This is a genomic window from Flavobacterium sp. S87F.05.LMB.W.Kidney.N (assembly GCF_004366435.1).
Taxonomy (GTDB): Bacteria; Bacteroidota; Bacteroidia; order Flavobacteriales; family Flavobacteriaceae; genus Flavobacterium.
This window is the reverse complement of record NZ_SODX01000002.1, coordinates 537,870-562,459: the sequence shown is the minus strand read 5'-3', so window position 1 is coordinate 562,459 and position 24,590 is coordinate 537,870. Positions and strand designations below refer to the sequence as shown.

At 31.8% G+C, this 24,590-nt stretch carries 23 protein-coding genes and 1 tRNA gene; 11 read left to right on the top strand and 13 right to left on the bottom strand.

Features of this window, described 5'->3' with window-relative positions; translation table 11 throughout:
• Window positions 1–34 precede the first annotated feature (34 nt).
• Window positions 35–4,561, bottom strand: coding sequence for a translocation/assembly module TamB domain-containing protein (locus tag EDB96_RS08290; RefSeq protein ID WP_134140129.1), 4,527 nt, complete (start codon window positions 4,559–4,561; stop codon window positions 35–37).
• Window positions 4,562–4,755: 194 nt separating this feature from the next.
• Here EDB96_RS08290 and tsaD point away from each other — a divergent pair, with 194 nt between their 5' ends.
• The 8 genes from tsaD to EDB96_RS08250 all read left to right on the top strand — a co-directional run bounded on the left by tsaD (window position 4,756) and on the right by EDB96_RS08250 (window position 12,107).
• Window positions 4,756–5,778: a tRNA (adenosine(37)-N6)-threonylcarbamoyltransferase complex transferase subunit TsaD gene (tsaD, locus tag EDB96_RS08285; protein WP_057116499.1), complete on the top strand. Its 1,023-nt coding sequence runs from the start codon at window positions 4,756–4,758 to the stop codon at window positions 5,776–5,778.
• Window positions 5,779–5,781: 3 nt separating this feature from the next.
• Entirely contained in the window at window positions 5,782–6,498 is a 717-nt protein-coding gene (locus EDB96_RS08280) for a 16S rRNA (uracil(1498)-N(3))-methyltransferase (protein ID WP_057116500.1), read from the top strand.
• Window positions 6,499–6,636: 138 nt separating this feature from the next.
• A complete protein-coding gene (locus EDB96_RS08275; RefSeq protein WP_134140128.1) occupies window positions 6,637–7,275 on the top strand; it encodes a DUF4159 domain-containing protein in 639 nt (212 codons plus the stop codon).
• A 131-nt stretch (window positions 7,276–7,406) separates the two neighbouring features.
• Window positions 7,407–7,904 carry a TrmH family RNA methyltransferase gene (locus tag EDB96_RS08270; RefSeq protein WP_134140127.1) on the top strand — a complete coding sequence of 166 codons (498 nt, stop codon included), beginning with the start codon at window positions 7,407–7,409 and terminating at the stop codon, window positions 7,902–7,904.
• A gap of 293 nt (window positions 7,905–8,197) precedes the next feature.
• Window positions 8,198–9,157, top strand: a complete 960-nt coding sequence (locus EDB96_RS08265; RefSeq protein ID WP_134140125.1) for a zinc metalloprotease — start codon at window positions 8,198–8,200, stop codon at window positions 9,155–9,157.
• 107 nt (window positions 9,158–9,264) lie between these two features.
• Complete coding sequence (locus tag EDB96_RS08260; protein WP_134140123.1) at window positions 9,265–10,356, top strand: AI-2E family transporter; 1,092 nt, start codon at window positions 9,265–9,267, stop codon at window positions 10,354–10,356.
• A 2-nt stretch (window positions 10,357–10,358) separates the two neighbouring features.
• A complete protein-coding gene (locus EDB96_RS08255) occupies window positions 10,359–11,537 on the top strand; it encodes a THUMP-like domain-containing protein (protein WP_134140121.1) in 1,179 nt (392 codons plus the stop codon).
• A gap of 3 nt (window positions 11,538–11,540) precedes the next feature.
• Window positions 11,541–12,107, top strand: a complete 567-nt coding sequence (locus tag EDB96_RS08250) for a hypothetical protein (protein ID WP_057116506.1) — start codon at window positions 11,541–11,543, stop codon at window positions 12,105–12,107.
• Here EDB96_RS08250 and EDB96_RS08245 read toward each other — a convergent pair whose 3' ends face one another.
• Window positions 12,108–12,755, bottom strand: coding sequence for a M15 family metallopeptidase (locus EDB96_RS08245; protein ID WP_057116508.1), 648 nt, complete (start codon window positions 12,753–12,755; stop codon window positions 12,108–12,110).
• Between the two features lie 204 nt (window positions 12,756–12,959).
• Between EDB96_RS08245 and EDB96_RS08240 the strand changes: the two genes are divergently transcribed.
• The gene (locus EDB96_RS08240; RefSeq protein WP_134140119.1) at window positions 12,960–13,481 is read left to right on the top strand and encodes a hypothetical protein; all 522 of its coding nucleotides are present in this window, start codon (window positions 12,960–12,962) and stop codon (window positions 13,479–13,481) included.
• Between the two features lie 117 nt (window positions 13,482–13,598).
• Here the strand turns inward: EDB96_RS08240 and EDB96_RS08235 are convergent, their stop codons facing one another.
• Entirely contained in the window at window positions 13,599–14,702 is a 1,104-nt protein-coding gene (locus tag EDB96_RS08235) for a fatty acid desaturase family protein (protein WP_134140117.1), read from the bottom strand.
• Window positions 14,703–14,877: 175 nt separating this feature from the next.
• Window positions 14,878–15,207 carry a helix-turn-helix domain-containing protein gene (locus EDB96_RS08230; RefSeq protein WP_082586781.1) on the bottom strand — a complete coding sequence of 110 codons (330 nt, stop codon included), beginning with the start codon at window positions 15,205–15,207 and terminating at the stop codon, window positions 14,878–14,880.
• Window positions 15,208–15,329: 122 nt separating this feature from the next.
• Here EDB96_RS08230 and EDB96_RS08225 point away from each other — a divergent pair, with 122 nt between their 5' ends.
• Window positions 15,330–15,599, top strand: coding sequence for a hypothetical protein (locus EDB96_RS08225; protein WP_134140115.1), 270 nt, complete (start codon window positions 15,330–15,332; stop codon window positions 15,597–15,599).
• Window positions 15,600–15,635: 36 nt separating this feature from the next.
• Window positions 15,636–15,839, top strand: a complete 204-nt coding sequence (locus tag EDB96_RS08220; RefSeq protein ID WP_134140114.1) for a hypothetical protein — start codon at window positions 15,636–15,638, stop codon at window positions 15,837–15,839.
• Window positions 15,840–15,908: 69 nt separating this feature from the next.
• On the opposite strand, the gene EDB96_RS08215 is transcribed toward EDB96_RS08220, so the two are convergent.
• The 9 genes from EDB96_RS08215 to EDB96_RS08175 all read right to left on the bottom strand — a co-directional run bounded on the left by EDB96_RS08215 (window position 15,909) and on the right by EDB96_RS08175 (window position 24,545).
• Window positions 15,909–16,730 (bottom strand): phospholipase A, encoded by an 822-nt coding sequence (locus tag EDB96_RS08215; protein WP_057116514.1) that lies wholly within the window; start codon window positions 16,728–16,730, stop codon window positions 15,909–15,911.
• Between the two features lie 77 nt (window positions 16,731–16,807).
• Entirely contained in the window at window positions 16,808–17,992 is a 1,185-nt protein-coding gene (locus EDB96_RS08210) for an MFS transporter (protein WP_134140113.1), read from the bottom strand.
• A 169-nt stretch (window positions 17,993–18,161) separates the two neighbouring features.
• Window positions 18,162–18,237 (bottom strand) — tRNA-OTHER (locus EDB96_RS08205).
• A gap of 20 nt (window positions 18,238–18,257) precedes the next feature.
• Window positions 18,258–18,710: a hypothetical protein gene (locus EDB96_RS08200; protein ID WP_057116516.1), complete on the bottom strand. Its 453-nt coding sequence runs from the start codon at window positions 18,708–18,710 to the stop codon at window positions 18,258–18,260.
• Window positions 18,711–19,298: 588 nt separating this feature from the next.
• Window positions 19,299–19,502: a hypothetical protein gene (locus EDB96_RS08195; protein WP_128414957.1), complete on the bottom strand. Its 204-nt coding sequence runs from the start codon at window positions 19,500–19,502 to the stop codon at window positions 19,299–19,301.
• Window positions 19,503–19,559: 57 nt separating this feature from the next.
• Window positions 19,560–20,960 carry an exopolysaccharide biosynthesis polyprenyl glycosylphosphotransferase gene (locus EDB96_RS08190; RefSeq protein WP_134140111.1) on the bottom strand — a complete coding sequence of 467 codons (1,401 nt, stop codon included), beginning with the start codon at window positions 20,958–20,960 and terminating at the stop codon, window positions 19,560–19,562.
• Window positions 20,944–21,348, bottom strand: coding sequence for a VanZ family protein (locus EDB96_RS08185; RefSeq protein ID WP_134140110.1), 405 nt, complete (start codon window positions 21,346–21,348; stop codon window positions 20,944–20,946). Before EDB96_RS08185 ends, EDB96_RS08190 begins: the two co-directional genes overlap by 17 nt.
• A gap of 38 nt (window positions 21,349–21,386) precedes the next feature.
• Window positions 21,387–23,726 (bottom strand): GumC family protein, encoded by a 2,340-nt coding sequence (locus EDB96_RS08180; protein ID WP_166669279.1) that lies wholly within the window; start codon window positions 23,724–23,726, stop codon window positions 21,387–21,389.
• Between the two features lie 51 nt (window positions 23,727–23,777).
• Window positions 23,778–24,545, bottom strand: coding sequence for a polysaccharide biosynthesis/export family protein (locus EDB96_RS08175; RefSeq protein WP_157848507.1), 768 nt, complete (start codon window positions 24,543–24,545; stop codon window positions 23,778–23,780).
• Between the last annotated feature and the right edge of the window lie 45 nt (window positions 24,546–24,590).

Genomic DNA, 24,590 nt, shown 5'->3' with positions numbered 1-24,590 from the left:
TAATGGTTTATAAATGTATATTTTTAACAAACTGTTAATAATCGTTATCTGGAATTAAACCTTGATTATTAACTGGTTCTTGTTTTTTCTTCTTTTCTTCCTCCTTTTTCTTTTTCTCTTCTTCTTTCTCCGCTTTCTTTTTATTTTTTTCCGCATCCTTTTTACTGGTGAAGTTCACGTAATCAGGATTTAAATAAGAATCTTGAAGATCGTCTGACGAACCTTTTACAGCTTTTTCAATTTTATGATTCTTAAACAGCTTATTGACTAATTCACTAAAAGTATCAAAATCGACTTCATAAGAAATACCTACTCCTTGTGTATAACCAATTCCCTGCCCGATATAATTAATATCATTTTCTTTATTGAATAAACGAAGATTCATTGTACCGTCTTCATTAACACGATAAAGAATTTCAATATCTCCTACGATGGCAGATTCATTTACACCTCCAACAGGAACTCCCAATTTACCATTGATTGTAATTCTTTCGTTAACCTGAGAAGATATATTCGCCACAAACTGGCCATCTACTTCCTGCCCCATTCTTCTATCGGCAGCAATATAGTTTAAGTCTATGTTGACTTTATCATTATCTGATTTTATAATTCCGCCTAATAAGCTAGATGCAGTTTCTGTTAAAGTACCAGAGAAATCTCCTTGGCTAAAACCGTCTGTACTCATAAACGAACCTGTAGATAATAAATATAACGCCTGTGTCTGACGAATATCTTTATCGTCTAACTTATATTGTATCTCCGATTTCAAGACATTACTCACAGATGGAAACTGAATATCAAAATTAGGTTCTGGACTTGCCAAATCTCCTCTCAATCCAATTACAACTTCTACAGGAACTTTTTTATTGAATGAAGAAGTGTTATCTAAAAGTACAGCAGGATTGGCCTGAGTTTTATAAACTGCTTCTAAATTCAGCTGAGCACGCATCGGGTTTCCTTCCCAAATAATAGAGCCTCCCTTTTTAACAGCAAATTTTTTATCGATAAGTCCGCCGTATTTAAAATTATAAGTTCCTTCATATGCCTGGAAATCTCCCCACATATTAAATTTACCCAGCGTATTAATTTTAAATAAAAGCGACCCGTATCCTTTTCCCTTCATACCATGGCCAGAATTTCGGTCGAGAATAACTTCGACTTCTGCATCTGGCGTAATATCAAAATCAAACTCTAGTTCAAGTCCGTTATAATTTCTGGTTTTCTCAACAATTCCGTTTGCGAGATTAAATTTTTCTTTTGGCGTAACAAAATGAATCCAGCTACTCTCTCCAACACTTTGTACATTATTAATAGGTATCTTAACTTCAGTTCCTTTCTCAGACTTGGCATCAACCTTAATAAATAAACTTTCTACTGGACCTCTTATACTAGCCGATCCGTTTATGAAAGCCGTACCAAAATACGCAGCATCGTCACTATCTTTTGTGTCAAGTGCCAATAATCGTTTAGAAGTTATGTTTAGATCTAATTTCCAATCTCCAAAATTATGATGCTCAATACTTCCATTCAACAAACCTTTTGTTCCATATTTAGTATCCGTCAGCTGATTATTTCTAAACAAGAATTTCTCATTTGTCAAATCAATTACTGTTCGATCGCTTAATTCGTAATCGACATTTAGATAGGGCACAGTCATTCCTGCCTTTTCAACATACAATCGTCCGTTTATTTCTGGTTTTTTCAAATTCCCTACAACAGCTGCATTTCCAGAAACAGAACCTCTCACATTCGACAGGACATCCCCTCCAACCGTTCCTAAAGTTGCAAGATTAAAACCTTCCAGTTTTAAGTTCATGTCCAATATCGTTTCTTTGTTCTCAACTGCAAAAGTTCCTCCGGCTCTAAATGATTCTGTAAAACCATTTTGTATAGACGAATTGACCGTAAACTTCCTAAAAGTTTCGTCTCCAGAAATATCAAAATTAAGTGTTCCCAGCTCTGTATTATTTAAAACAAGATGATCTATTTTTATAGACGCGGTAGGCTGATAAACATTCTTATTCTGTTTATAATTTATGTTTCCATTTAAATTTCCATTAAATACAAACTTGGAATTTAGAGGCGTAATTTTATTAATGTCAACATCTTCAAAATTCAGGACGAGATCTTTATAATCACTTCCTTTAATGACACCATTTAAATCAATTTTCTGATTTTCATGCGATAAAATAATATTATCGATCGTAAAGTTTTTAAAATACTGATCAAAAACAATTTGATTATCTTTCTCAGAATCTTCGTTTAAATACCATATATAGTCTTTAAACTTCATCTCTGATTTCTTGATTCCGACAATATTGTTTTTATTCTTGTCAATAGTATGATACAAATCGAGATTGAAGTAATCTTCACCTGCATTACCGCCTTTAAATTCAGAACGTACAAAGAGCGTATCTTTTGATGTAACATTAATCAAATTAAAATCACGAATCTTATAATAAGGCGTTTTGATACTATCTAACTCGATGTATGCATTGTAAAGCGTATTTTTATTATCGATATTAATTCGAATGTTATCAAATGTATTTTTAGCGGCCGTAATTTTTTGTGATCTAAAACGGAATTTAAATTCCTGTAAATCTGAATCGATTTTTCCTCGAACAACTGTAGACGAATCGATATTAATGTCTGGATAAAGCATTTCTACCACTTTATCGTATACACGGAAATTAAAGCGCAAAAACTGGCCTTTTCTAACTTTATAAGGTTTATAGTTGGTATATAAACTTCCAACGGAATTCATTACCAATTTATCCAATTGGTCAAATCTAAATTTTCCAACAATTTTTCCGTCTACAACATCATTTGAACTAATTGTAATAGTTCTTAGTCTGTCTGCGTCAAAATTGGAATTGATCGTTAAATCTTCAAAAACATAATTGGATTTTGGATTTTGATATTCAGCATCTTTTATAAAAATGTTCCCTTGAAGGTTTTCTATCGAATTTCCCGTTACCTGAACCACAACATCTCCCTTGAAACGAGAAATGGAATCGTTGATAAATTTCAGTTTTCTTAAATCTGAATTCTCAACATTAATATGAAAATCATAACGATTTTCTTTTTTACTTAAATCTAATAAACCATCAAAATTTAAATTCAGATTTGGGTCATTTATCGCAATTTGACCTTTATAATACGGCAGTTTAAAATTTCCATTTACTACTATATTATTATACGTGTATTTGTTATAATCTAATTTCGAAATATCTCCTTTTATAATCGTATTCAAATACTTTTCTGTAAAACCAACTCCATCCACATCCAGATTCAGCGTTGTTCTTCCGATATCTTTTCGGGCTAGAACCGCACCAACATCAAAATTAGTCAGGATAATATTTCCAGAATATGAAGCTTTATCAATAAAATCCATATTATTCATATGAAGATCGACTTGTCCATTTCCGAGATCGGTTGCCATTTTAAAATCTGTTTCTAATGCTGTTGTAGAAACTTTTGCTTTTCCGACAATATTAAATTTTCCTATTCTTTTAAGTTCTTTCGGAAGTTTTTTACCTAAAACCTCTGGAAGCAAAACCACTAAATTATCATAACTTGAAAGCAGTTTATCAAATTTACCGTCCATAAAAAACTTCTGAGTTTTACTGCCCAAAAGATTTTTGAAATTTATAGTTCCGTTAATTTTTGATCCGTTTGTATCGCTTAATTTTAATTTAGAAAGTGTTAAATTATTTAGCGGACCATCTAATTTTGTTTTTAGTTTAAAATGCTGATTTTTACCTAAGCCATCATAAAAATTACGAATATCATTTGTTGCAATCGATGCTGAATCTATTACAACATTAAACTTGACCTTGTCTGTAAAATCAATGAAATCTTCTGGTTTATAATTTAAAATGGCTAAACCGTAAATTGAAGATCGTTTGGTTGTAATTGCTAAATTTTCAACCTTAATCTGTTTTTTGCTATACGCAAATTTCCCTGCAAAATTAGAAACATACAAACCGCGGTGATCCATAAATGAAAATCGATGAATCCTAGTAGTTACATCTGGTCCATACAATTTAAAATCACTTATATAAGCATTTAGTTTGGTAAAATCTAAAAATAAAGGCGTTGTTTTATTTTCATCTACAACAGAAAATCTTCCCTTTTCGATGTAAGCATTTTTTGCAGTTAAAAGGAAATGTTTTGTTGATTTTTTCTTCGGAGTATTTTTAACCTCAAAGGCTTTTATAAACTTATTGATATTATTTTCGTCTTCGCCTTTATACGTTTTCAGATTAAAAATTAAACCTGTCAAACGTAAATCGCCAAAAATCAAATCGCCGTCCAGCAGTCTGGTGAAGCTGGCAATATCTGTAGTAATGATATCCGAATAAATCAAAGTTTTTTTATGATGATCTAAAATCATCACATTTTTCAATTTTACACCTCCAAAAATGTTGATCGCCGTTTTTTCTACACTAATATTTACTTTAAAATCTTCGTTTAAAGAATTGGTCAGATAGTTGGCAATCTGAGTTTGAACTACAGGAAGTGATAATGTAATAGCTAATGCTAACAAAAGTAAAATCAACCCAATTAGGGTTCTAGATATTATTTTCTTTACTTTTTTGATAGCTTCTTTAATTTTAGTTTTCTTTTAAATTTATTTTGAACAGACAAAGAACCGCTGTTTTTGATAAAAATTCTTTAATTTTGGTCACTTCTTAAATCAAAGAAATATAATAATTTGATTTGTCAAATATAATTCAAAATTTGTGCCTTTATATGCAAAATCCAGAGGTTTTTATTCTTGCCATCGAAAGTTCATGCGATGATACTGCTGCCGCGGTTTTACATAACGACAAAGTATTGTCAAATGTTGTTGCCAATCAATTAATTCACAATCAATACGGCGGTGTAGTTCCTGAATTGGCTTCGCGAGCACATCAGCAGAATATTGTTCCAGTTATAGATGCTGCACTTCGTAAAGCAAATGTACAAAAAGAACAGTTAAGCGCAATCGCATTTACACAAGGACCAGGCTTAATGGGATCTTTATTAGTTGGAACTTCTTTTAGTAAATCCTTATCATTGGCGTTAGATATTCCGTTAATTGCTGTAAATCACATGCATGCACATATTTTAGCGCATTTTATTGATGAAGAAGGTTATGATAAACCAGAATTTCCTTTTTTAGCTTTAACGATTAGCGGCGGACATACACAGATTGTAAAAGTGAACAGCTTTTTTGACATGGAAATCATCGGAGAAACAACAGATGATGCTGTAGGTGAAGCATTTGACAAGAGCGCAAAAATCTTAGGACTTCCTTATCCCGGCGGACCATTGATTGATAAATATGCCAAAGAAGGAAATCCGAAAGCGTTTACTTTTACAAAACCGAAAGTTCCTGGTTTAGATTTTAGTTTCTCTGGACTAAAAACAGCTATTTTATATTTCATCCAAAAAAATAAACAAGCCAACCCCAATTTTATTGAAGAAAATCTAAATGATATTTGTGCTTCGATTCAGCATACAATTATCGAAATTTTGATGGATAAAATAAAAATGGCGGTAAAAGAAACCGGAATTACGCAAATTGCCATTGGCGGCGGTGTTTCTGCCAATTCAGGCATTAGAACCACATTGAAAGAAACAGAAAGTAAATACGGATGGAAAACTTTTATTCCGAAATTCGAATACACAACAGATAATGCTGCAATGATTGGAATTGTAGGTTATCAAAAATATTTATCAAATCGTTTTGAAACTTCTTCTGTAGTTTCAAAAGCACGAATTCAATTTTAAATCATGCAGTTATTTTTTAATCCGAATATAGACGAAAGCACTCAAAGTTTTTCTTTTGATAAAGAAGAGAGCCGTCATATTATAAAAGTTCTTAGAAAAAAAGATTCAGATATTCTGCATGTTACAAATGGTTCAGGATTATTGTTTGAAACCCAGATTACATTGGCTTCAGACAGTAAATGCATCGTTGAAGTACTTTCTATAACGAATGCCGAAAAACCTAAATTTCATTTACACTTAGCCGTTGCGCCAACTAAAATGAATGATCGTTTTGAATGGTTTCTTGAAAAAGCAACTGAAATTGGAATTCAGGAAATTACCCCAATTTTTTGCGATCGTTCTGAGCGAAAAGTGATTAACAAAGACCGTTTCGAGAAAATTATTCTTTCGGCAATGAAACAATGCAACGAAACTTTTCTGCCAAAATTAAATGAAGCAATTTCGTTTAAGGAATTTATCAAAAAACAGCAAAAAGGCCTTCAACTGATTGCGCATTGTGAAGAAACCGATAAAAAATCACTAAAAGAAGTCTTAAAACCAAGCGAAGATGTAACCATTTTAATTGGACCAGAAGGTGACTTTTCTGAGAAAGAAATTGCATTGGCATTAGAAAATAATTACAAGCCTGTAACTTTAGGAAATACACGTTTAAGAACAGAAACGGCAGCAGTTGTGGCTTGTCATAGTGTTGTTTTTTTTAATGAAGTTCCTAATAATTAAGTTTAATTAGTCATTGCGAGGAACGAAGTAATCGCACTTTCAAATTAAATTTACAAAGCTTTGTCAAAGTACAAAAGGTCGTATTACTTCGTGAGGCCGCTTCGTTCCTCGCAATGACAGATTGATAATATAAATTACATGAAAAAAATATTTCTTTTGTTTTTATTGGTTTCAGTTTCTTCATTTTCACAAGAAATTGCTTTGCTTAAATACAGCGGAGGCGGCGACTGGTATGCCAATCCAACATCACTGCCTAATCTAATCAGTTTTTGCAATGCTAATATTTATACCCGTATAAAAAGCAAACCTTCGACTGTTGAGCCAAGTAATCCTGATTTATTTTCTTATCCTTTTGTGCACATGACAGGACACGGAAATGTAGTTTTCAGCGATTCTGATGTTACCAATCTTAGAAATTACTTAACAGCTGGCGGTTTCTTGCATATTGATGATAATTACGGAATGGATCAATTTATTAGAAAAGAGATCAAAAAAATATTTCCGAATAATAATTTAGTTGAAATTCCTGCAAGTCATCCTATTTTTCAAAAACCATTTCCATTCCCAAACGGATTACCAAAAATTCACGAACATGACGGAACTCGTCCGCAAGCGTTTGGTATTTTTATCGAAAATAAATTGGTTTTACTTTATACCTACGAATGCGATTTGGGCGATGGCTGGGAAGATGCTGAAGTTCATAATGATCCTGCAAATGTTAGAGACAAAGCCTTGAAAATGGGTGCAAACATCATTAATTATATATTTACTAATTAGTGACTAGTCTGTAGTAATTAGCAGTTCATCAAAAACAAAAACAAAAAAACGCCATACCAGAATTATACTATTCACAAATTACTAGTCACTATCCACTAATCACTATTTACCATTCACTTTTCACTAAAAAAATGCAGCTTACTCACGAAGAAAATCAATTTGAAAGAAAAACATTTCCCATCACTTTAGTTTGTGATCATATTTACTTTCAACAGAATATTGGTTCTTTATTCAGAATTTCTGAAGCTTTTGGAGTAGAAAATATTATCTTTTTTGGAAAAGATATTCCGCTGACACCTCGTAAAATCAATAAAACTTCTAGAAGTACTCATCTTCATGTACCTCATTTTGTGATTGAAGATTTTACCGACCTTCAATCTTTTCTGATCGATAATGATTTTGAAATTATTGCATTAGAAATTGCCTTAACTAGTAAACCCTTAAAAGAAGTCGTTATTCCAGAAAACAAAAAAATCGCTCTTTTGATAGGAAGCGAAATCAATGGAATCTCAGACGAACTTTTAAAGCTTTCACACCAAATTGTCCATATTAATATGTTTGGAAAAAACAGCAGTATGAATGTGGTTCAGGCTGCGAGTATTGCACTTTACGAGCTTACGTGTAAATAATTAATCAATTCTGCTTGTATTTTGAACCATTATTTTGATTTTCAACAATTTGATTTATCAAAATAATCGTTTAACGTACAAATTTTTACGACGAAATGCATCAAAAAAAATAAAAATAAAGTAAAATCTTACTAATATTTTTAATTGATTTTTTGTAAGAACCAGTGTTTGTAAGGCACTGCAAAAATTCCCACAAAATATTCTTTATAAAATTTTTCTGTAATTTATTTTTGTTATAAAATTGCTGCAATGTTTAACTAATCAACATTTTTATAACAAAAACCCAAATTATTATGAAAAAAGTTATTATTACCACATTTGCAGCATTAATGCTCTTTGCTTGTCAAAATGAACAATCTGATTCTAATAGTCCAGATGCAGTAGCAGCTTCTCGCCGAGGATGCGCTACACAAGACGTTTTAGAAGCACAATTAAAAGCTGATCCTTCATTAGCTATTAGAATGAATGAGATTGAAGCATTTACTGCAAAACATTCTCTTACCAATTTTACAGGCCGTTTAGTAAATGGCAAAATCGAAATTCCAGTTGTAGTAAACGTTCTGTATAAAACTGCTGCACAAAATATTTCAGATGCACAAATTCAATCGCAGATTGATGTTTTAAACAAAGATTTTAATGCATTAAACTCTGATTTTAATAATGTACCTGCTTTATTCTCTGGAGTTAAAGCTAATATCGGAATTACGTTTGTTTTAGATCAGATCATTAGAAAATCTACTACCAAAACTTCTTGGGGTACAAATGATGCCATGAAAAAAACAGCTCAAGGCGGACTTGCTCCTACTTCTCCAACAACTAAATTAAACATTTGGACTTGTAACATTGGAGGCGGTATTTTAGGTTACGCACAATTTCCTGGCGGATCTTCATCTACAGATGGGGTTGTTATTGACCCACGTTACTTTGGATTATCTGGTTCTGCAAATGCTCCATTTAACTTAGGAAGAACTGCTACTCACGAAGTTGGACACTGGATGAACTTACGTCATATCTGGGGAGATGCAACTTGCGGAAGCGACCTTGTTGCCGATACTCCTACTCATAACGCAGAAAACTATGGCGTTCCTGCTTATCCTCATTATAGTACTTGTTCAGGAAATCCTGTAGAAATGACTATGAACTACATGGATTATGTTGATGATGCTGCAATGTATATGTTCTCAACTGGACAAAAAAACAGAATAGCTGCAATATTCACAACTGGAGGTGCTAGAGCTTCATTTGCACAATAATCAGCAAAAAATTATATGGCAAAGCGGGATGTAATACATCCCGCTTTTTTTATTTAAACTCAAATTTTAAAATGCTTTTTCCTATATTTATAGTCTAAAATGAAAACATGATCACCTCAAAAACTATTTCAAACGGAATTTTAAGAGCTTTAGCAACAATCTTAATAATTGGTATAATTTTATACTTTTTATATTCAATTCAAACAGTAATTGTATACTTATGCATTTCATTACTATTATGCTTAATTTCAAATCCGTTGGTTTTATTTTTAAAGAATAAATTAAAATTCAGCAATTCTTTAGCGGCTACAACAACGATCATTCTTTTCGTCTTTTTAATTGCAGGCTTCATATTATTGTTTGTTCCGTTAATTATTTCTCAGGCCAACAACTTAGCGCTTTTAGATACAGCGCATCTTCAGACAAAATTTATGGAAACAGAAAGACATCTTGAGGAATATTTTAATATCCAGCATATTGATTTAAATAAAGTTATAAAAGATTCTAAACTTACTTCCGTATTGGATTTCAGCTATTTTACAGGATTTCTTAATTCAATACTTAATTTCATGGCCAATATGGGAATGGGATTGGTATCAGTGTTTTTTATTACTTTCTTTTTTATTAAAGATCAAACCGTTTTTAAAGATCAAGCGAGAAGAATACTTCCAGATTCAAATGAAGACAAGATTATAAACTCAATCACCAAAATAAATCATCTATTGACCCGCTATTTTATTGGTTTACTCTTGCAATTAATAGTGGTATTTATTCTTTACCTTATTGTATTACTCATATTCGGAAATAAAAATGCATTTGTAATTGCTTTTTTGTGTGCGATATTAAATATAATTCCATATTTGGGACCGATTATAGGAACTACTTTGGCTGGAATCTTAACCATGATCAGCATGATCGGACAAGATTTTCAATCGGAAATTCTGCCGACTACAATCTATGTAATAATAGGTTTTTTAGTCGTTCAGGCTATTGACAATAATATCAGCCAGCCAATAATTTCGTCAAAAAGTGTAAATTCGCACCCGTTAGAAATATTTTTAATTATTTTAATTAGCGGTATTACATTTGGAATTGTTGGTATGATCATCGCAGTTCCTGTTTTTACAATGATTAAAGTAATCTTAAAAGAATTTTTTCCTAACAATAAAATTGTCTCCGTATTAACCGAAAGAATTTAGCTTTGAACACTTCTATTTTGCATCCAGATATTCAGGAATTTATAATTCAAAATACTGGTGCAGACTTAACGAAACTAGCCCTTCAGAAAAATCCATTTCCAGAAGCAGACTGGATTTTAATTTTAAATCAAATCGAAGCGCGTTCTAAAGCAAAAGAAAAACTTCCGACTTGGTTTTCGGCTGCAAATATTATTTATCCAAGCAAAATTTCTGTAGAACAGACTTCTTCAGAAAAAACAGCTGCTTACAAAGCTGATTTAATTTCTGGTGAAACTTTAATCGATCTTACAGGCGGTTTTGGGGTTGATGATTATTACTTTTCTAAAAAATTTAAAGCTGTAACGCACTGCGAAATCAATGAGGATCTATCTGAAATTGTAAAACATAATTTCAATCAGTTAGAGATTAAAAACTGTACTTTTTATGCTGGCGATTCCATTCATTTATTAGAAAAATCCAATCAAAAATATGATTGGATTTACATAGATCCTTCGCGAAGAAATGATGCAAAAGGCAAAGTTTTTATGCTGAAAGACTGCCTGCCAAATGTTCCCGAATTACTTGATTTTTATTTTGAAAAAGCAGATTCTATTTTAATTAAAACTGCGCCTTTGCTGGATATTTCGGCTGGATTGTCTGAATTGAAAAATGTAAAAAACATTCATGTCATTGCGCTGGAAAATGAGGTTAAAGAATTACTTTTCGAAATTCACAAAAATTATTCGGGTGAAATAAAATTAAAGACTGCGAATATTTTAAAAGAGACAACCGAAACTTTTGAGTTTGTTTTAGGCGAAATTTCTTTTCCTATTTATGATTTTCCGCAGAAATATCTCTACGAACCCAATTCGGCTATTATGAAATCTGGCGGTTTTGATGAAGTAAGTGCTGTTTTTCAAATTAACAAACTTCACAAACATTCCCATTTGTACAGTTCAGAGAACTTAATTGATTTTCCAGGAAGAAGATTTGAAATCCAAAAAGTGATTCCGTACAATAAAAACGAAATGAAAAATGAACTTGCGAATCAGCAGGCGAATATCACAACGCGTAATTTTCCAGAAACGGTTGAAAACATTAGAAAAAAATGGAAAATAAAAAATGGCGGGAATTTGTATTGTTTTTTTACAACCGATGTAAAAGATAACAAAATAGTTTTAATTTGCAGCAAAATAATCTAAACAATGAAACAACTATTTACTTTAACCATTTTTCTATTAACCCTTACCGCTTTTGCCCAAAAACCATGTGAATATAGTACCAACGTTACCGATTCTATTGGTTCTTATAAAATCACCAACGAATATTTAGTAAACGAGAAAAATTTTGGAGGAACTTCTAATTACATCTTTTTTTCGCTTGCTCAAACAGACGGACTACCGACTTTAAATGTGCAGTTAATTCAAAAAAGTAAAGAATTTATCAAAGCGAATTGTTTTGACAAAAATTCTAAAATATTTTTACAGCTGCAAAACGGAAAAATTGTTTCGCTAATGCACATTAACCAAGAAAATTGCGGAACTCTTATCCGTGACGAAAAGGGTTTTGACAATCGTGTAAATACTGGTATTTTTCTTTTTATGAAAGACAATTACGAAGAGCTAAAAAAATCTCCTGTAACCTTAATGCGAGTTAAATACTTAACCAACATTGAAGATTACATTGTAAAGTCTGAACTAACATCTGAAATGAATGGTAAAGTTTTCCATCCAAATACTTATTTTATGGACAACATTCGATGTGTCGAATAATTAATCACATTTCCATTTTTGATTGGCAACTTTATCTTTTAAACCCGCTTTTAAATTATAATGCCACCATTCTGAATCAAAAGAATTAAAGCCGTTTTTAATCATAACTTTTTTCAGATAAGCTCTTTTTGAAAGGATTTCTTTTGAAAGCTGTTTGAAATTGTGGCTCGCTTGAATTCCGAAAAAGTCAAAAGAAGTTCCCATATCGACTTCTTTTCCATTTATATCTACCAAAGAAATATCTACGGCTCCTCCTCTATTATGGATGGAGCCTTTTTTTGGATCTGCAACGTATTCTGGATTCGACACAATCTCCCACATTTTCTTTTGGATATCCAAAGGTCTGTAACAATCAAATAATTTGATTCTATAGCCTTTTTTTAGAAAATCAGTATTGGCCGCAATTAAAGCTTTGACTGTTTTTAAACGCAGCATACATTCGGCACAATCATATACTTTTGCTTTTAGAAAATTATCTTCGGTTGCGTATTTCATGTCGTAGATAAAATCATTGCTGTAATCTCTTAGATTTACGAATGTTGTATCTGAAATTTGTGATTCAGAAATATCTGTGTAGGCTTCGTTTTGTGCTTGTAAAGATGCGGTACCAAAAAGGAAAACGCATAAAAGTTTTGAAAAACAATTCATTGCTTTATAATTTTAAAAAATTGAAGTTAATCAAAAAAACTTAAAACTGCTTCCTTTATAATTTGATCTTTACACTAAAATAATATGTTTTATAATTTACATGGTTTTAAATCTCTTTCAAAACAGACTTTATTTTAATATCTTTATGAATATTAGATTATTATGACTTTATAATTTAAATTATTAATTCTAAAATCAATTATTATGAATTGCAAAGCCAAATACTTTTCTCTAGTTTTATTAAGTAGTTTTATATTGATTTCATGTAAAAAAGAAACGGTTAAAAGTCTTCCTACAACAGATTCAACCTCTATAATAACACATGCCTTACAATCAGATTCGGCCGTAATTAATCCATCCGATACTTTAAATGATTTGGTTGATAAAAGCGTTATTGGAACTCAGTTTTTAACTAAAAGCAGTCTGGCTCCAAGGCTGAAAAAACTATTAGGAGCTGATTATGAGCAAATGGTAAAATATTGGAATACAGAAACGCCTTTTGAAAAACAGGAAAATATCCTGCATGCCTGGGGATGTAAACAACACGACTGCAGTACCTATTCGTATGATCTTTTTATCGACGTAAAAAATAACAAGATAAATGTTTACAAGTTTGAAAAATCTAAGCTAACTATTTTTAAAGAAGATGATTTTGAAATCGAAATTAAAGATAACTTTTTGAAAGATTTGAACGTTAAAAAAGAAAATGTAGAAGTTGAGGGGTAATTGTTAATGGTTGATGGTTGATGGTAAATTGTTAATGGTTAATGGTTAATTGTTAATGGTTGGTGTTTAATGCCTATTTTAATTTTTAATTTTTAATTTTTAATTTTTAATTTTTAATCAAATCTCCCCTGTCATTAAAATATTTTCTTTTACTCCTTTATTTTTGAGCATTCTGAAATGGGAACGCACGGCGTGATAAAAAGGATACGAAGTATAAGGCAGGTTGTATTCTTCTGCGTAACGTCTTATTATTGGGGTAATGTATGGATAATAAGTATGCCCAACACCTGGAAAAAGATGATGGGCAACGTGATGTGTAAATCCGCCGTATAAAAAATTGGCTAGTTTACTATTGGTGCTAAAATCTTTGGTAACTATCATTTGATGTACTGCCCAAGTATCAGAAAGATTGCCTTCTTCATCTGTATTCGGAAAATGAGCATCTTCATCGACATGAGTCGAAACCAAGGCTACTACCCCAAGCGCACTGCCGCACATGTGCATAGACAGCCAGGCAAAAAGAACCATATACCAAGGCTGTTTTAAAAGTATCATTGGCAGGAAAAGCAAATAAGCAATATTAATAATCTTGGCCGCAAATAAGCGATAGATTTCTGGTCTCGGAATCTTTTCGACTACTTTTTTTACGTAATTATCTTTGGTACCAAAAAAGTCTTTAAAATCTCGTATATAAATCCAGTTGAGACTATAAAGCGGATATATAAACCACATATAAATATGCTGATATTTATGATAATTAAGTAATGGACTGTTTGGAAATATTCTAATTATATCGCTTTGTTTGATATCTACATCCCAATCTGGAACATTTGGATATGCATGATGCAGGCTGATATGACGGCGCATCCAGAGCCAGTGATTACTGCCGAAGAGTTCTAAAACATATAAAAACCATTCGTTATGTTTCGGTTTTCTAAACAATGCTCCATGCGCTGCATCATGAAAAGCATTTATAAATAAAACAATCATAGTAATTCCAGACAAAATATAAAATAGAAAAAGCAAATAGGTCTGGTTACCAAAAAGTAAAATACAGCTGTAAAATAGAAAGAAAACAACTAGAAGTCCTAGAGATTTTACAACATTTAATACGTATAAAGATGAATTCTTTAAGACGGTTTCATTCACTTCTAAACGCATCTTTTTAAAAAAATCATCAGTTCCGGGTTTGACATAAACCGGTCGTTTTAATTTTTCCATGTGTATTCTGGCTAGAAATTGTCTATCAAATTTAATAAAAAAAAACTTAATCTACTATAACACATTTATTTAACTATAAACTTTGTAAAATAAAAAAACCACTCTATTAGAGTGGTTTCAATAATTCTTTTTCAGGTTATTTTGTTAGATATTTTCGGAAAATTATTTTTTAAAACTATTCCTCAAACTTTTTTTCTGCCAGGCGCAATCTAATGGTATGGATACGATCTTCTATTTCTTCTAAATCATTAAGAATATCATGTTTTTCGTAAACCGCCCTGTCTTCATTAACCATATTTTGCTCTTTTTCTGGAGCAAAAAGATCATTCAAATCTACATCTGGGAAGTTTTTACTTAAACTAATAAGGAATTCAGATCCAATATTAGCAGTACCATGTAAATATCTTCCAATCATTACTGGGCTAAATCCTAAAATTTCGCCAACCTCTTTTTGCTTTAATCCTTTAGCTTTAAAGAATTTGCTTAATTTTTCGTTATACATCATTATTTAAATTCAATATAAAATGTACTCAAAATACTTTTTTTAACATAAAAACTTATTTAAAATATAATATTTTTCTTACATTTACATAAATTATAAAAGATTAAGTTATTAATAGCAAATATATGTCAAAATTAATCAAAAACAGCAATTTTAAAGAAGATAATTCTCACAACATAAAAGCTTACGAATTTATTGACAAGCATTTACCAGTTACCTATGTCGACTTAACTATCGCTTGCCTGCTTAAAAAAGGAAAAACTCCTCCAAGTAAAGCTTTGATTAGAAATGTAAGAAATAAAGCAATATTAAGAAATGACATTTTGCTTGCATTGGTAGAAGTAGCTGCAGAAAATAAAGAGGCAATTGAAAAAATTAAACTTATAACTTCTTAAAAAGATTTCTAATCGAATCTTATTAAAAATAAAATTATGATCAACCAGGATATACACAACACAAAAGAAGAATACCAAATGGATTTTACTAATGATCTGCTCAGAAATAAATCTCTTACCCTAGACGATTTAGCAAACCTAAACTTATACGGAATGACTCCTGAACAATATATAGAAGGTGCAGAAATACATTTCAGATGTTTTGATCAGCTTAAAAAAATAGAAGCTGAATTAAATTAAAACTATTTTTTTATTTTGTCTCGAAATTATTTTTTTTTTGGAATGCTACTAAAAAATGAGATTTTTGATCTAAAAAATTCCCATATTTTCTGGTTTGATTGTAAAGCCTAAACGGAGCATGCTTTTATGTTCCTGATAATCTATTAAACTTTCTGTATATCCCACAAACCATTGCAATGTAATGTAATAATTCTCGTCTTTATAGGGTTTCCAGTTCAGCTGCGTCTGCAGAGAACCATAATTGATGAGTCCGCTTCCTTTTCTAAAAAGAACGTCGGCGCTCCATCTTCCCGGCTGAATCTGATAAGTTGCGCTTGCCTCACCATAACCGACATATTTGGTTAATCCAGGATTATCTTCTTTATCAACTAGCGGAATCCAGCCTCTAATTCCAACTGTCCATCTTGGAGAGACTTGTGATTTTAATGAAAAGGCAAGCATATTCCAAGTTCTTGAATAGATCGAATCTCTTCCGTTTGATTCGTGTTCCAACGAAATTGTTCCATACGTTAATCTTCCGCCTTTTAAATAAAACGGACGAACGATAGCAACTCCAGGGTTAAAATTAATTTCTGAAAAGGGTTTTGAACTTGCGTAAATATCCCAAAATGCTTTTTGAGTGTACATTAGATAAGGGAAAAATCCACCCCATAAAGGTTTTGAGTTTAGTCGAAGTTTAAAACTAACTTGATACTTTACATCTGCAGAATTTCGTGTAATGGGTTCGCTCAACGGTATACCGGTTAAAAAATAATTATCCTTATGAACAGAAAAGCTATGTTCTTTTAACAGTGAATCTGCGGCGCGGAAATTTTTTTTCTCTTCTACAATTTGTGAGTTGGATGTGATTGTAAACAATATGAAACAAGTCAATAGGTATTTAAAGTACATTTTTATGATTTAAAGTTGGAGCTTTATTGTAAGCTTTTACACTAATGTACGTTATTTTTACTGAATTTAAAAATTGCTTATTTCAACATTTTTTTATTAGTATTTCTGCTTTTCCAATACAAAAGATACAAGAGTCCCGTTAGTATTATTAGGATGTCTATTTTGAAAATCTGCGGTATTCGCATTATATGATCGCTATAGTAGCTTCCTCCTAACAATGCACCAAACCCAATTCCTATTTCCATAGAAATATACATTGTGGCTACTGCTTTGCCGCGGTGTTCTGGATTGCTTAAATCGATTGTCCATGCACTTATTGCTGGAGATAAAATTCCAGTTCCCATTCCGTAAAGTGCTGCGCCTGCTAATAGCATATTTATATGAGTGCCTTCGCTTATTACAAATAATGCAATTGCAGTTGCCACTAGTCCTGCTAATATGACATTCGTTCTTCCGTGTCTGTCAGAAACTTTTCCAGCTCCAAATCTTATCAAGACAGATGCTACTGTAAAGGCTGTAAAAAATATTCCTTTATTCTGTGCTCCCAAATGTTCGCTCCAATCTGGAATCAATGTCAAAATTAAACCATAGGCTGTATAAGAAAAGAAAGTGATGATTCCTGCAGGAAGTGCCCCAACATCTATAATATCTTTTCGACCGATATAAAACATAGATCTGTGAAGTTTTTCTTTTGTTGCTAAAGTTTCTTTCATGTTCATTACAATGACAATTGAAAGAAAGGCAAGAAATGACGAACCATAAAACATAACATCAATTCCATAAGCATTTACGACCCAGCCGCCTAATGCAGGTCCTAAAGCACCGCCAATACTAAAACATAAACCATGCAAACCTAATGCTTCGCCCCAGCGCTCCTGCGGAATAATATCTGCTACATAAGCAGAAGTCGCAGTAGGCTTAAATCCGGTTGAAAAACCATGAACTAAACGCAAAAGTAAAAATCCAGAAACTGAACTTAAGATGGGATATAAAAATCCGCAGATCAAGCAAACGACAGATCCTACAGCCATTACAGGAACGCGTCCCCATTTATCGGTTAGTTTTCCGCTAAAAGGCCTCGAAATTGCTGCTGTTAAAGTAAATAATGAAATAATTAATCCTTTATATTCTGCTCCTCCTAGACTGCTTAAATAACTTGGAAGTTCTGGAATTATCATATTAAAACTTGACGAGAACAAAAGCGAGCTCATGCAAAGCAGAATGAATTGAAGCGTATAAATAGATTTTTTATTTTGTGACATTATCAGGCTGTTAGAATAATTGCTGCGAAGCGAAGAATGGAATAAATCGCAGGCTGCAAATATACTTTTCTATTCTGAAAAAGCTTTTAATAAATCTTCTAAAAAATTGCTTTCAATTTCAGTCAATTCTAAAAAAAAAAGAAAAGCCACTCAAAGGAGTGGCTATTTGCGAACGCAGAAGGATTCGAACCCCCGACCGTTCCCGACTGAAGTTGGGAGACTCTAACCAGCTGAGCTATGCATTCGTAATAAATTTTCGAGTTACTTACATCATAAAATATAAAGCTCTCTGCAATACTTCGAGCTGCTTTTTGGGCATTTTTGATTTTACAAATTTGTTCTGAGATAATTTTGGAAGCAGCGATGAAGACTTTTTAAAGCATACTTTTAAATCTTCAAAAATTTCTGTTTTTGACTTTGAGGCATCTATTAAAATTAAATCTTTAATCTCTTCTATTCTAGATAAGCTGTTATAGAGATGTTTACTAAATAAGCAAACCATAGAATTTGTATTTATTCCGTCTAATTCGAAAAAATCTACTAATTCAGAATATTCATAAACTACAAAGACAGAATGATCAAAACCTCCCGATTTATTTTCATTTTTCAACAAGAAGGAATCTTCAGAAAAGTCAAATTCACTCTTGAACTTTCTTTTGAACATTTTTAAAAAAATACCTTTATTATCGCGAACTAAAACTTTTTCTTTTTTAATCATCTCTCAAGATTTAGCATTTTTATCCTTATTTATAATAGATTATACTTCAACAACATAAAACACGAAAATCCCTTATATTCTCATATCGGGACTTTAATTAAAATCATATATAGTTTTTACAAAATAAGTACTGTTCATTTTTAGCTGACTTGTAAAATGAAGAATACATACGAGCAAAAACATGTATGCAAATGGCTCAATCGCAATGCTATTAAGCCTCAAATAGGATTTGGGAGCTTTGTAAAGTTGTATAAAGAAGGTTAGATGTATTGGGTATTTCCATTAAAGAAAACAGAATATATAACATCTTGGAGATAAGGGAGATTTAAAAGTTTTTATATGAATTAAGAACACGAATCATATAAGGAAAAATATTCCTCAATAGTCAGGACTATAAAAGGAACTTAAAATAAGTAACAGGCGTAGAGGTAATTTCAAAAGGGATGAGCTCGACATTTTATCGAGCTCATTATTAACTTCATCATAAAATTATTTAAGTTTTTGACATCGTTTATTTACACTTGATAATAAGTATCTAGATTTAAATGATTAACAAGCATTCGTAAAAATTAAATCAGAAAAATAATTTTAGACTCCAACATTTAAGTTTTGAGTTTCAGACGGACTGTAATTTTTCAGTTTTTTAATTTTATCGTTTAATTTCAAAACTCGATCCAATTGCTTTTGTTGGATCGTGTATTTAGTATAATATTTATACCACTCTTTTCCAATAAAAAAGGTTGTCACAGAAACTCCTGTGAGTAAACCAATAAGGTAATTAGTCATGTCCATAATTTCTTCTATTTAAGTTTATTAGTTTATTTTTTTGGTTTATTTATTTTATAATTTTTAAAAAGCATTTTTATCTCCTTTTAAGGTTACAATAACTGTTAGAAAGCAAATTTTAATATCCTTAATCAGACTCCATCGCTGTACATATTCAATATCTGTTGTCACACGGCGTTTCATATCTGATACTTTTTTAGTTTCGCCTCTAAGGCCCGAAACTTGGGCCAGACCTGTAATTCCTGGTTTAACAAAATGACGTACCATAAAATTATTGATATGGTCATTATAGTCAGATGTGTGCTTAATCATATGAGGGCGCGGCCCTACGACACTCATATTTCCTATCAAAACATTAAAGAACTGCGGCATTTCGTCTAAACTGGTACGGCGGATAAATTTTCCTATTGGCGTTACTCTGCTGTCTCCTTTTTGTGCCTGCTGGGTTTCGTCTCCCATATTGACATACATGCTTCGGAATTTATAACACCAAAAATGCTGGTTCTTTTTACCCGTTCGCATTTGTTTGAATAAAACTGGTCCTTTACTTTGTTTTTTAATTAAAAAAGCTAACAAAGGATACAGCCAGGACAAGATGAAAACAATAACCAAAATACTGAAAGCTAGATCAAATATTCTTTTTGCTAATCTATTATAAGCATTTTGTAAAGGCTCAAAACGGGGCTTGATAACATGAAAATTATTTAAATGAGTTGAATTAAAGTGTTTTTTTGAAATTGATGAAAAATCGGGTACAAATTTCAAACGCATACAATGCTTGTCACCAAGCTCAAAGAAATAATTCAAATCTGAAATAAAATCAGGTTTAGTAACTATGTACAATTCATTTATATTATTTTCAGATGCATTATGAATGGCGTCGCAAAGTGCCAAGGAAAAATCTTCATTACTTGTGTATTCTACAGACGAATTTTCGTTAAGAATACCCACAAAATTTATGAAGAATGAATTGTTTTCTAAATGAGAAGCCAATTCGATACTTGTTTTATTAAAGCCCCATATTGCAACTGTATATTGCTTAAAAACCCAGCCTTTTATTTTTCCGATAACTACTGTAAACAAAATTCTGGAAAACAAAAAGTAAGACAGTAAAAAACTCAACTGTATTAAATTTGCCTTGCTTCCAAAGAAGTACAAAACGTCATCCTGAAAAATGAAAATATAACTGTGCCATAATATTCTTTGTGTAAAGAAAGCACGCCAGCTGTTTCTAAAAAATTCATCTAAACTAAAAAGAACGTCTACTCGATACAATTGAAAATAAGTAACTGAAAACAACCAGCTTAAAATTGTAATCGGAATCATTTTATTTAGAAATAATCCATTCCAACCAATATTTTCTTCAGTTGCAAAATTCAAAAATATCATAGTCCCTAATACCATCGCAATCATATCTACAATGGCGCAGCACATTATGAAAGTAAATTTATGTCTGTTTCGCATTTCTTATCTTTTTCAATAAATTGTAACACAATGCTCCTATTAAACTTCCAACGATTCCATAAAAAATATCCATCAAATCGGGGCTTCTTCTCTGGATCAAAAACTGTCCTCCCTCAGCTATACATACTATTATTGTTGCGATGCCAATATTTTGTATGAAATTCAAATTTTTGCTGTTATTTTCACTCTGTTCCGTATAGATTTCCAACAAGAAACCTACAGCTAAAAAAGGAACAGCAGTACGCAAATTATAATAATGGTTACTCCAGTTCAAAAGCCATCTTGGCAGATAGGTTTCTCCCCCAAAACCAGGATCAGACAGCCACGAAAAATAAAAAACGGCACCAATAACAAAGAGCAATAGCAATAGAACTATTTTATGAAACATTTTATATTATTTAATTTTAGTAAATGGCTTTGTATTGCTTAAGCGCCTTTTACAGCAAGGCTTCTTTTATACCAAGGTTTCTTTACTTTTGCTTCTTGATACTGGTAGCCGTAGCTTACGCCATAACCGTATCCGTATGCCGTTTTCATGTTTACGCCGTTTATAACAATTCCGACATTTTTTAATTGTTCTTTTTTAATAAAATTACTTACCTGGACTAAATTGCTTTTATCTGTATAATCGTATTTTACTACAAAAACTGTTACGTCTGCCAAATGACTAAAATTCAGTGTATCAGATACTATTTGCACAGGAGCCGTATCTAGAATGATGTAGTCATAAATTTTTCTAGCTTCTTCAATCAAGGAATCAAAATTAGAATTGGTTATTAATTGAGAGGGGTTTGGCGGTGTTTCTCCTGCAAACAAGACGTCTAAGTTGGTAGAAAAATTATTGTCTTTCTGCAAAAATTCTTTCCAGTCGTCTGCTTTATTAGCTAAGAAATTAGAGAGTCCTAATACGTTTCTATTAATACTAAAATAATCGTGTAATTGAGGATTTCTTAAATCGACTCCAATAAGCAGTACTTTTTTATTGAGATTACTAATTGTTATGGCATTATGAAAAGCACAGAACGATTTTCCTTCTCCCTGAATAGATGATGTAAACAGGATTACATTTCCTTTACTTTCCTTATTTCTGGGCAGCAGATAGGATATATTTGACATTAAGGCTCGTGATGCTTCTGCAATCAGCGAACGAGAAGTCGCAGTGTTATCCAGTTTTTCGCTTGTATTTATTTTAGGAATATGTCCCAAAATTGGAATGTCGGCAATTACCTTTTGAATATCCTCTTCGTTGTGAATTTTGGTATCTAAGAATAATCTAAGATATGTGAACCCGAAAGGAATAAGTAAACCAAACATAAAAGCTCCTAACATAAATGCTTTTGGCTGCGGAAAAATTGCCGAATAATTGGTTTCAGGAGCATTTAAAGTTTTTAGGTTTGATTCTAAAATTGCGCCGTTTAAAACTGCTTCTTCTTTCTTTTGCAATAATGCCACATAAGTTTCTTCTTTCATATTAAGATTGCTATTGATATTACCCAATACTTTATCTTTTGTAGGAATGCTTTTTACTTTTGCTTCGGCAATACTTTGTTCTGATTTATTTGCTCTACTATTTTGAATTAGAAAGTTTAAATACCCTTCCAGCGTATTTAATATTTCTTGTTTTTGAACCTTTAACTGGGTCATTAAACTAATATACGCAGGATTATTTTTTTGTGCTCTTTCTAAGATCAGCTGGCTGTCCATTAGCTTTGCATTGTAATTTACAAGCATCTGATTAACAGCTGGAGAATCTAAATTATAACCTGTACCCAAAGTTTGTGCAACGCCAGATTGTTTAATATCGTTAATCGCAAAATTGGTAAGTGTTATTTGACGTTCGTTGAGCATAGAGCTCTCTTTTGTCTGGCTTCTATCGGCTGTTTTTTCAACGATGTAATTGTCCATTACCCCGATATCATTATTTTGCAGGTATTTTTCTTTTACACTTTCTATAGAATCTTTTTCTTTGGTGAAATTTTTTATCCTTTGATTTAAATAAGAAACCGTATTACTAAATACTTTTTGTTTGTTGATGACAATATTTTTATCCAGCAACGTTATCATCTCGTTTAATATTTTTCTGGAACGATCTGGACTTGAACCTGTGTGTTGTAATTCTATTACTCCTTGTGCTTTTTCGTCAGATAAAACAATAAGCGCTTCTTTCAGATTTTTTAAAGCTATATCTGTCGGTTCAATTTTTACCTTATAATCATTCTCAAAATAATAGGCTGGATTCTTTTTTGCTTTTGCAGATAATTGAATTTTAAATGGCAGTCCATACACTGGTTCATTGCTTTGATATCCTTTAATTCTGAAACTTTTTTCTGCAGCTGGATCTGTTACCGTAAATCCTTCTTTGTCTATTTTAATTTCATAGGTAACTTGTGGCAGTGAATCTCTAGAAACTGTTGGAATCAAAACAAAAGGAACTTCATTTATATAATTATTTTGTACAGTGTATGCTTTTTCAAAATAGCTGAAATTTAAATTCAAATTCTTTACTACACCCAACAAAAACTCATTGGAAGTCATCAGTCTAATTTCGTCTTCTAAATTATCCTCACTACTTTTTTTGTCTGTACTGATGGTAATTATTTTGGTTTTGTCTTCTTGTTTTTTATCAATAAAGACCGTAGCCGAAGTTTCGTATGTTGGCGGCGTTATTTTTATGAAAATATAAGCAGCACCTACAAATACAATTAAGCTAAGTAAAAACCAAGGCCAATACTGAAAATACTTTAAAAATTCTTTTTTAAAATCCATAACCATTTAATTAATTAGCAATTCTATTACTCTATTTTTTACTTGTAAATTTTACTTTGCAATTACTATAATCAGCGCTGCCAGAGAAGCAACTATTCCGATTAATTGTAATGGATCTTTGATTACCCCACCGCTATTTGCTTTTAGTTTATTTGGCGTTACAACAATAACATCGTTTTGTCTGATTCTGAAATTTGGATTCGACATCCAAGAAGCGGTTGTCAAGTCAATATGATATACCAAACGTTTTCCTTCTGACTCTCTAATTAGTTGTATATCTGTACGAATTGCCGAATAAGTCAAGTCTTTTGCCAGTCCGATTGCGTCAAGTAAGCTTATAGATTCTTCGCTAAAAGCTATAACACCTGGAGAATTTACTTCTCCCAAAATGGTAAATTTATTATTGAGGACTCTTACCTGAACGGTTGGATTTACTAAATAATTCTCACTGATGAGACGTTCTTTTATTTTGACTTCGACATTGGCTGGAGTTAATCCGCCAACCTTAACTTCATTTAAAATAGGCATCATAATCGTTCCTTGCGGATTAACCAAATATCCTGATAACCTCATCATTTCTACAGAAGTCTGCGAATTATTGGTTCCGTTATTAATATTAAAGGGTGCAGCAACTAAAGGATTTAGATCACCAACATCAATTTTTAAAATATCATTTGGCTGAATTTTAGGAGATGTATAATTAATCGTCGTGTTTGCATATTTATCTAAATCTTGCAAATACAACATTTGTTTCTTGGTCGTACAAGACTGAAGCATCATTAAAAGCAATAAAATTATTGAAAAGGAAATCTTTTTCATGTTAATCATATTATATATTAGTATTCTTAATCTAAATTTCGTGAA

Coding starts and splice junctions, on each gene's coding strand:
- tsaD (WP_057116499.1), top strand. CDS start 4,756: ATGCAAAATCCAGAGGTTTTTATTCTTGCCATCGAAAGTTCATGCGAT.
- EDB96_RS08280 (WP_057116500.1), top strand. CDS start 5,782: ATGCAGTTATTTTTTAATCCGAATATAGACGAAAGCACTCAAAGTTTT.
- EDB96_RS08275 (WP_134140128.1), top strand. CDS start 6,637: ATGAAAAAAATATTTCTTTTGTTTTTATTGGTTTCAGTTTCTTCATTT.
- EDB96_RS08270 (WP_134140127.1), top strand. CDS start 7,407: ATGCAGCTTACTCACGAAGAAAATCAATTTGAAAGAAAAACATTTCCC.
- EDB96_RS08265 (WP_134140125.1), top strand. CDS start 8,198: ATGAAAAAAGTTATTATTACCACATTTGCAGCATTAATGCTCTTTGCT.
- EDB96_RS08260 (WP_134140123.1), top strand. CDS start 9,265: ATGATCACCTCAAAAACTATTTCAAACGGAATTTTAAGAGCTTTAGCA.
- EDB96_RS08250 (WP_057116506.1), top strand. CDS start 11,541: ATGAAACAACTATTTACTTTAACCATTTTTCTATTAACCCTTACCGCT.
- EDB96_RS08245 (WP_057116508.1), bottom strand. CDS start 12,755: ATGAATTGTTTTTCAAAACTTTTATGCGTTTTCCTTTTTGGTACCGCA.
- EDB96_RS08240 (WP_134140119.1), top strand. CDS start 12,960: ATGAATTGCAAAGCCAAATACTTTTCTCTAGTTTTATTAAGTAGTTTT.
- EDB96_RS08235 (WP_134140117.1), bottom strand. CDS start 14,702: ATGGAAAAATTAAAACGACCGGTTTATGTCAAACCCGGAACTGATGAT.
- EDB96_RS08230 (WP_082586781.1), bottom strand. CDS start 15,207: ATGATGTATAACGAAAAATTAAGCAAATTCTTTAAAGCTAAAGGATTA.
- EDB96_RS08225 (WP_134140115.1), top strand. CDS start 15,330: ATGTCAAAATTAATCAAAAACAGCAATTTTAAAGAAGATAATTCTCAC.
- EDB96_RS08220 (WP_134140114.1), top strand. CDS start 15,636: ATGATCAACCAGGATATACACAACACAAAAGAAGAATACCAAATGGAT.
- EDB96_RS08215 (WP_057116514.1), bottom strand. CDS start 16,730: ATGTACTTTAAATACCTATTGACTTGTTTCATATTGTTTACAATCACA.
- EDB96_RS08210 (WP_134140113.1), bottom strand. CDS start 17,992: ATGTCACAAAATAAAAAATCTATTTATACGCTTCAATTCATTCTGCTT.
- EDB96_RS08200 (WP_057116516.1), bottom strand. CDS start 18,710: ATGATTAAAAAAGAAAAAGTTTTAGTTCGCGATAATAAAGGTATTTTT.
- EDB96_RS08195 (WP_128414957.1), bottom strand. CDS start 19,502: ATGGACATGACTAATTACCTTATTGGTTTACTCACAGGAGTTTCTGTG.
- EDB96_RS08190 (WP_134140111.1), bottom strand. CDS start 20,960: ATGCGAAACAGACATAAATTTACTTTCATAATGTGCTGCGCCATTGTA.
- EDB96_RS08185 (WP_134140110.1), bottom strand. CDS start 21,348: ATGTTTCATAAAATAGTTCTATTGCTATTGCTCTTTGTTATTGGTGCC.
- EDB96_RS08180 (WP_166669279.1), bottom strand. CDS start 23,726: ATGGATTTTAAAAAAGAATTTTTAAAGTATTTTCAGTATTGGCCTTGG.
- EDB96_RS08175 (WP_157848507.1), bottom strand. CDS start 24,545: ATGAAAAAGATTTCCTTTTCAATAATTTTATTGCTTTTAATGATGCTT.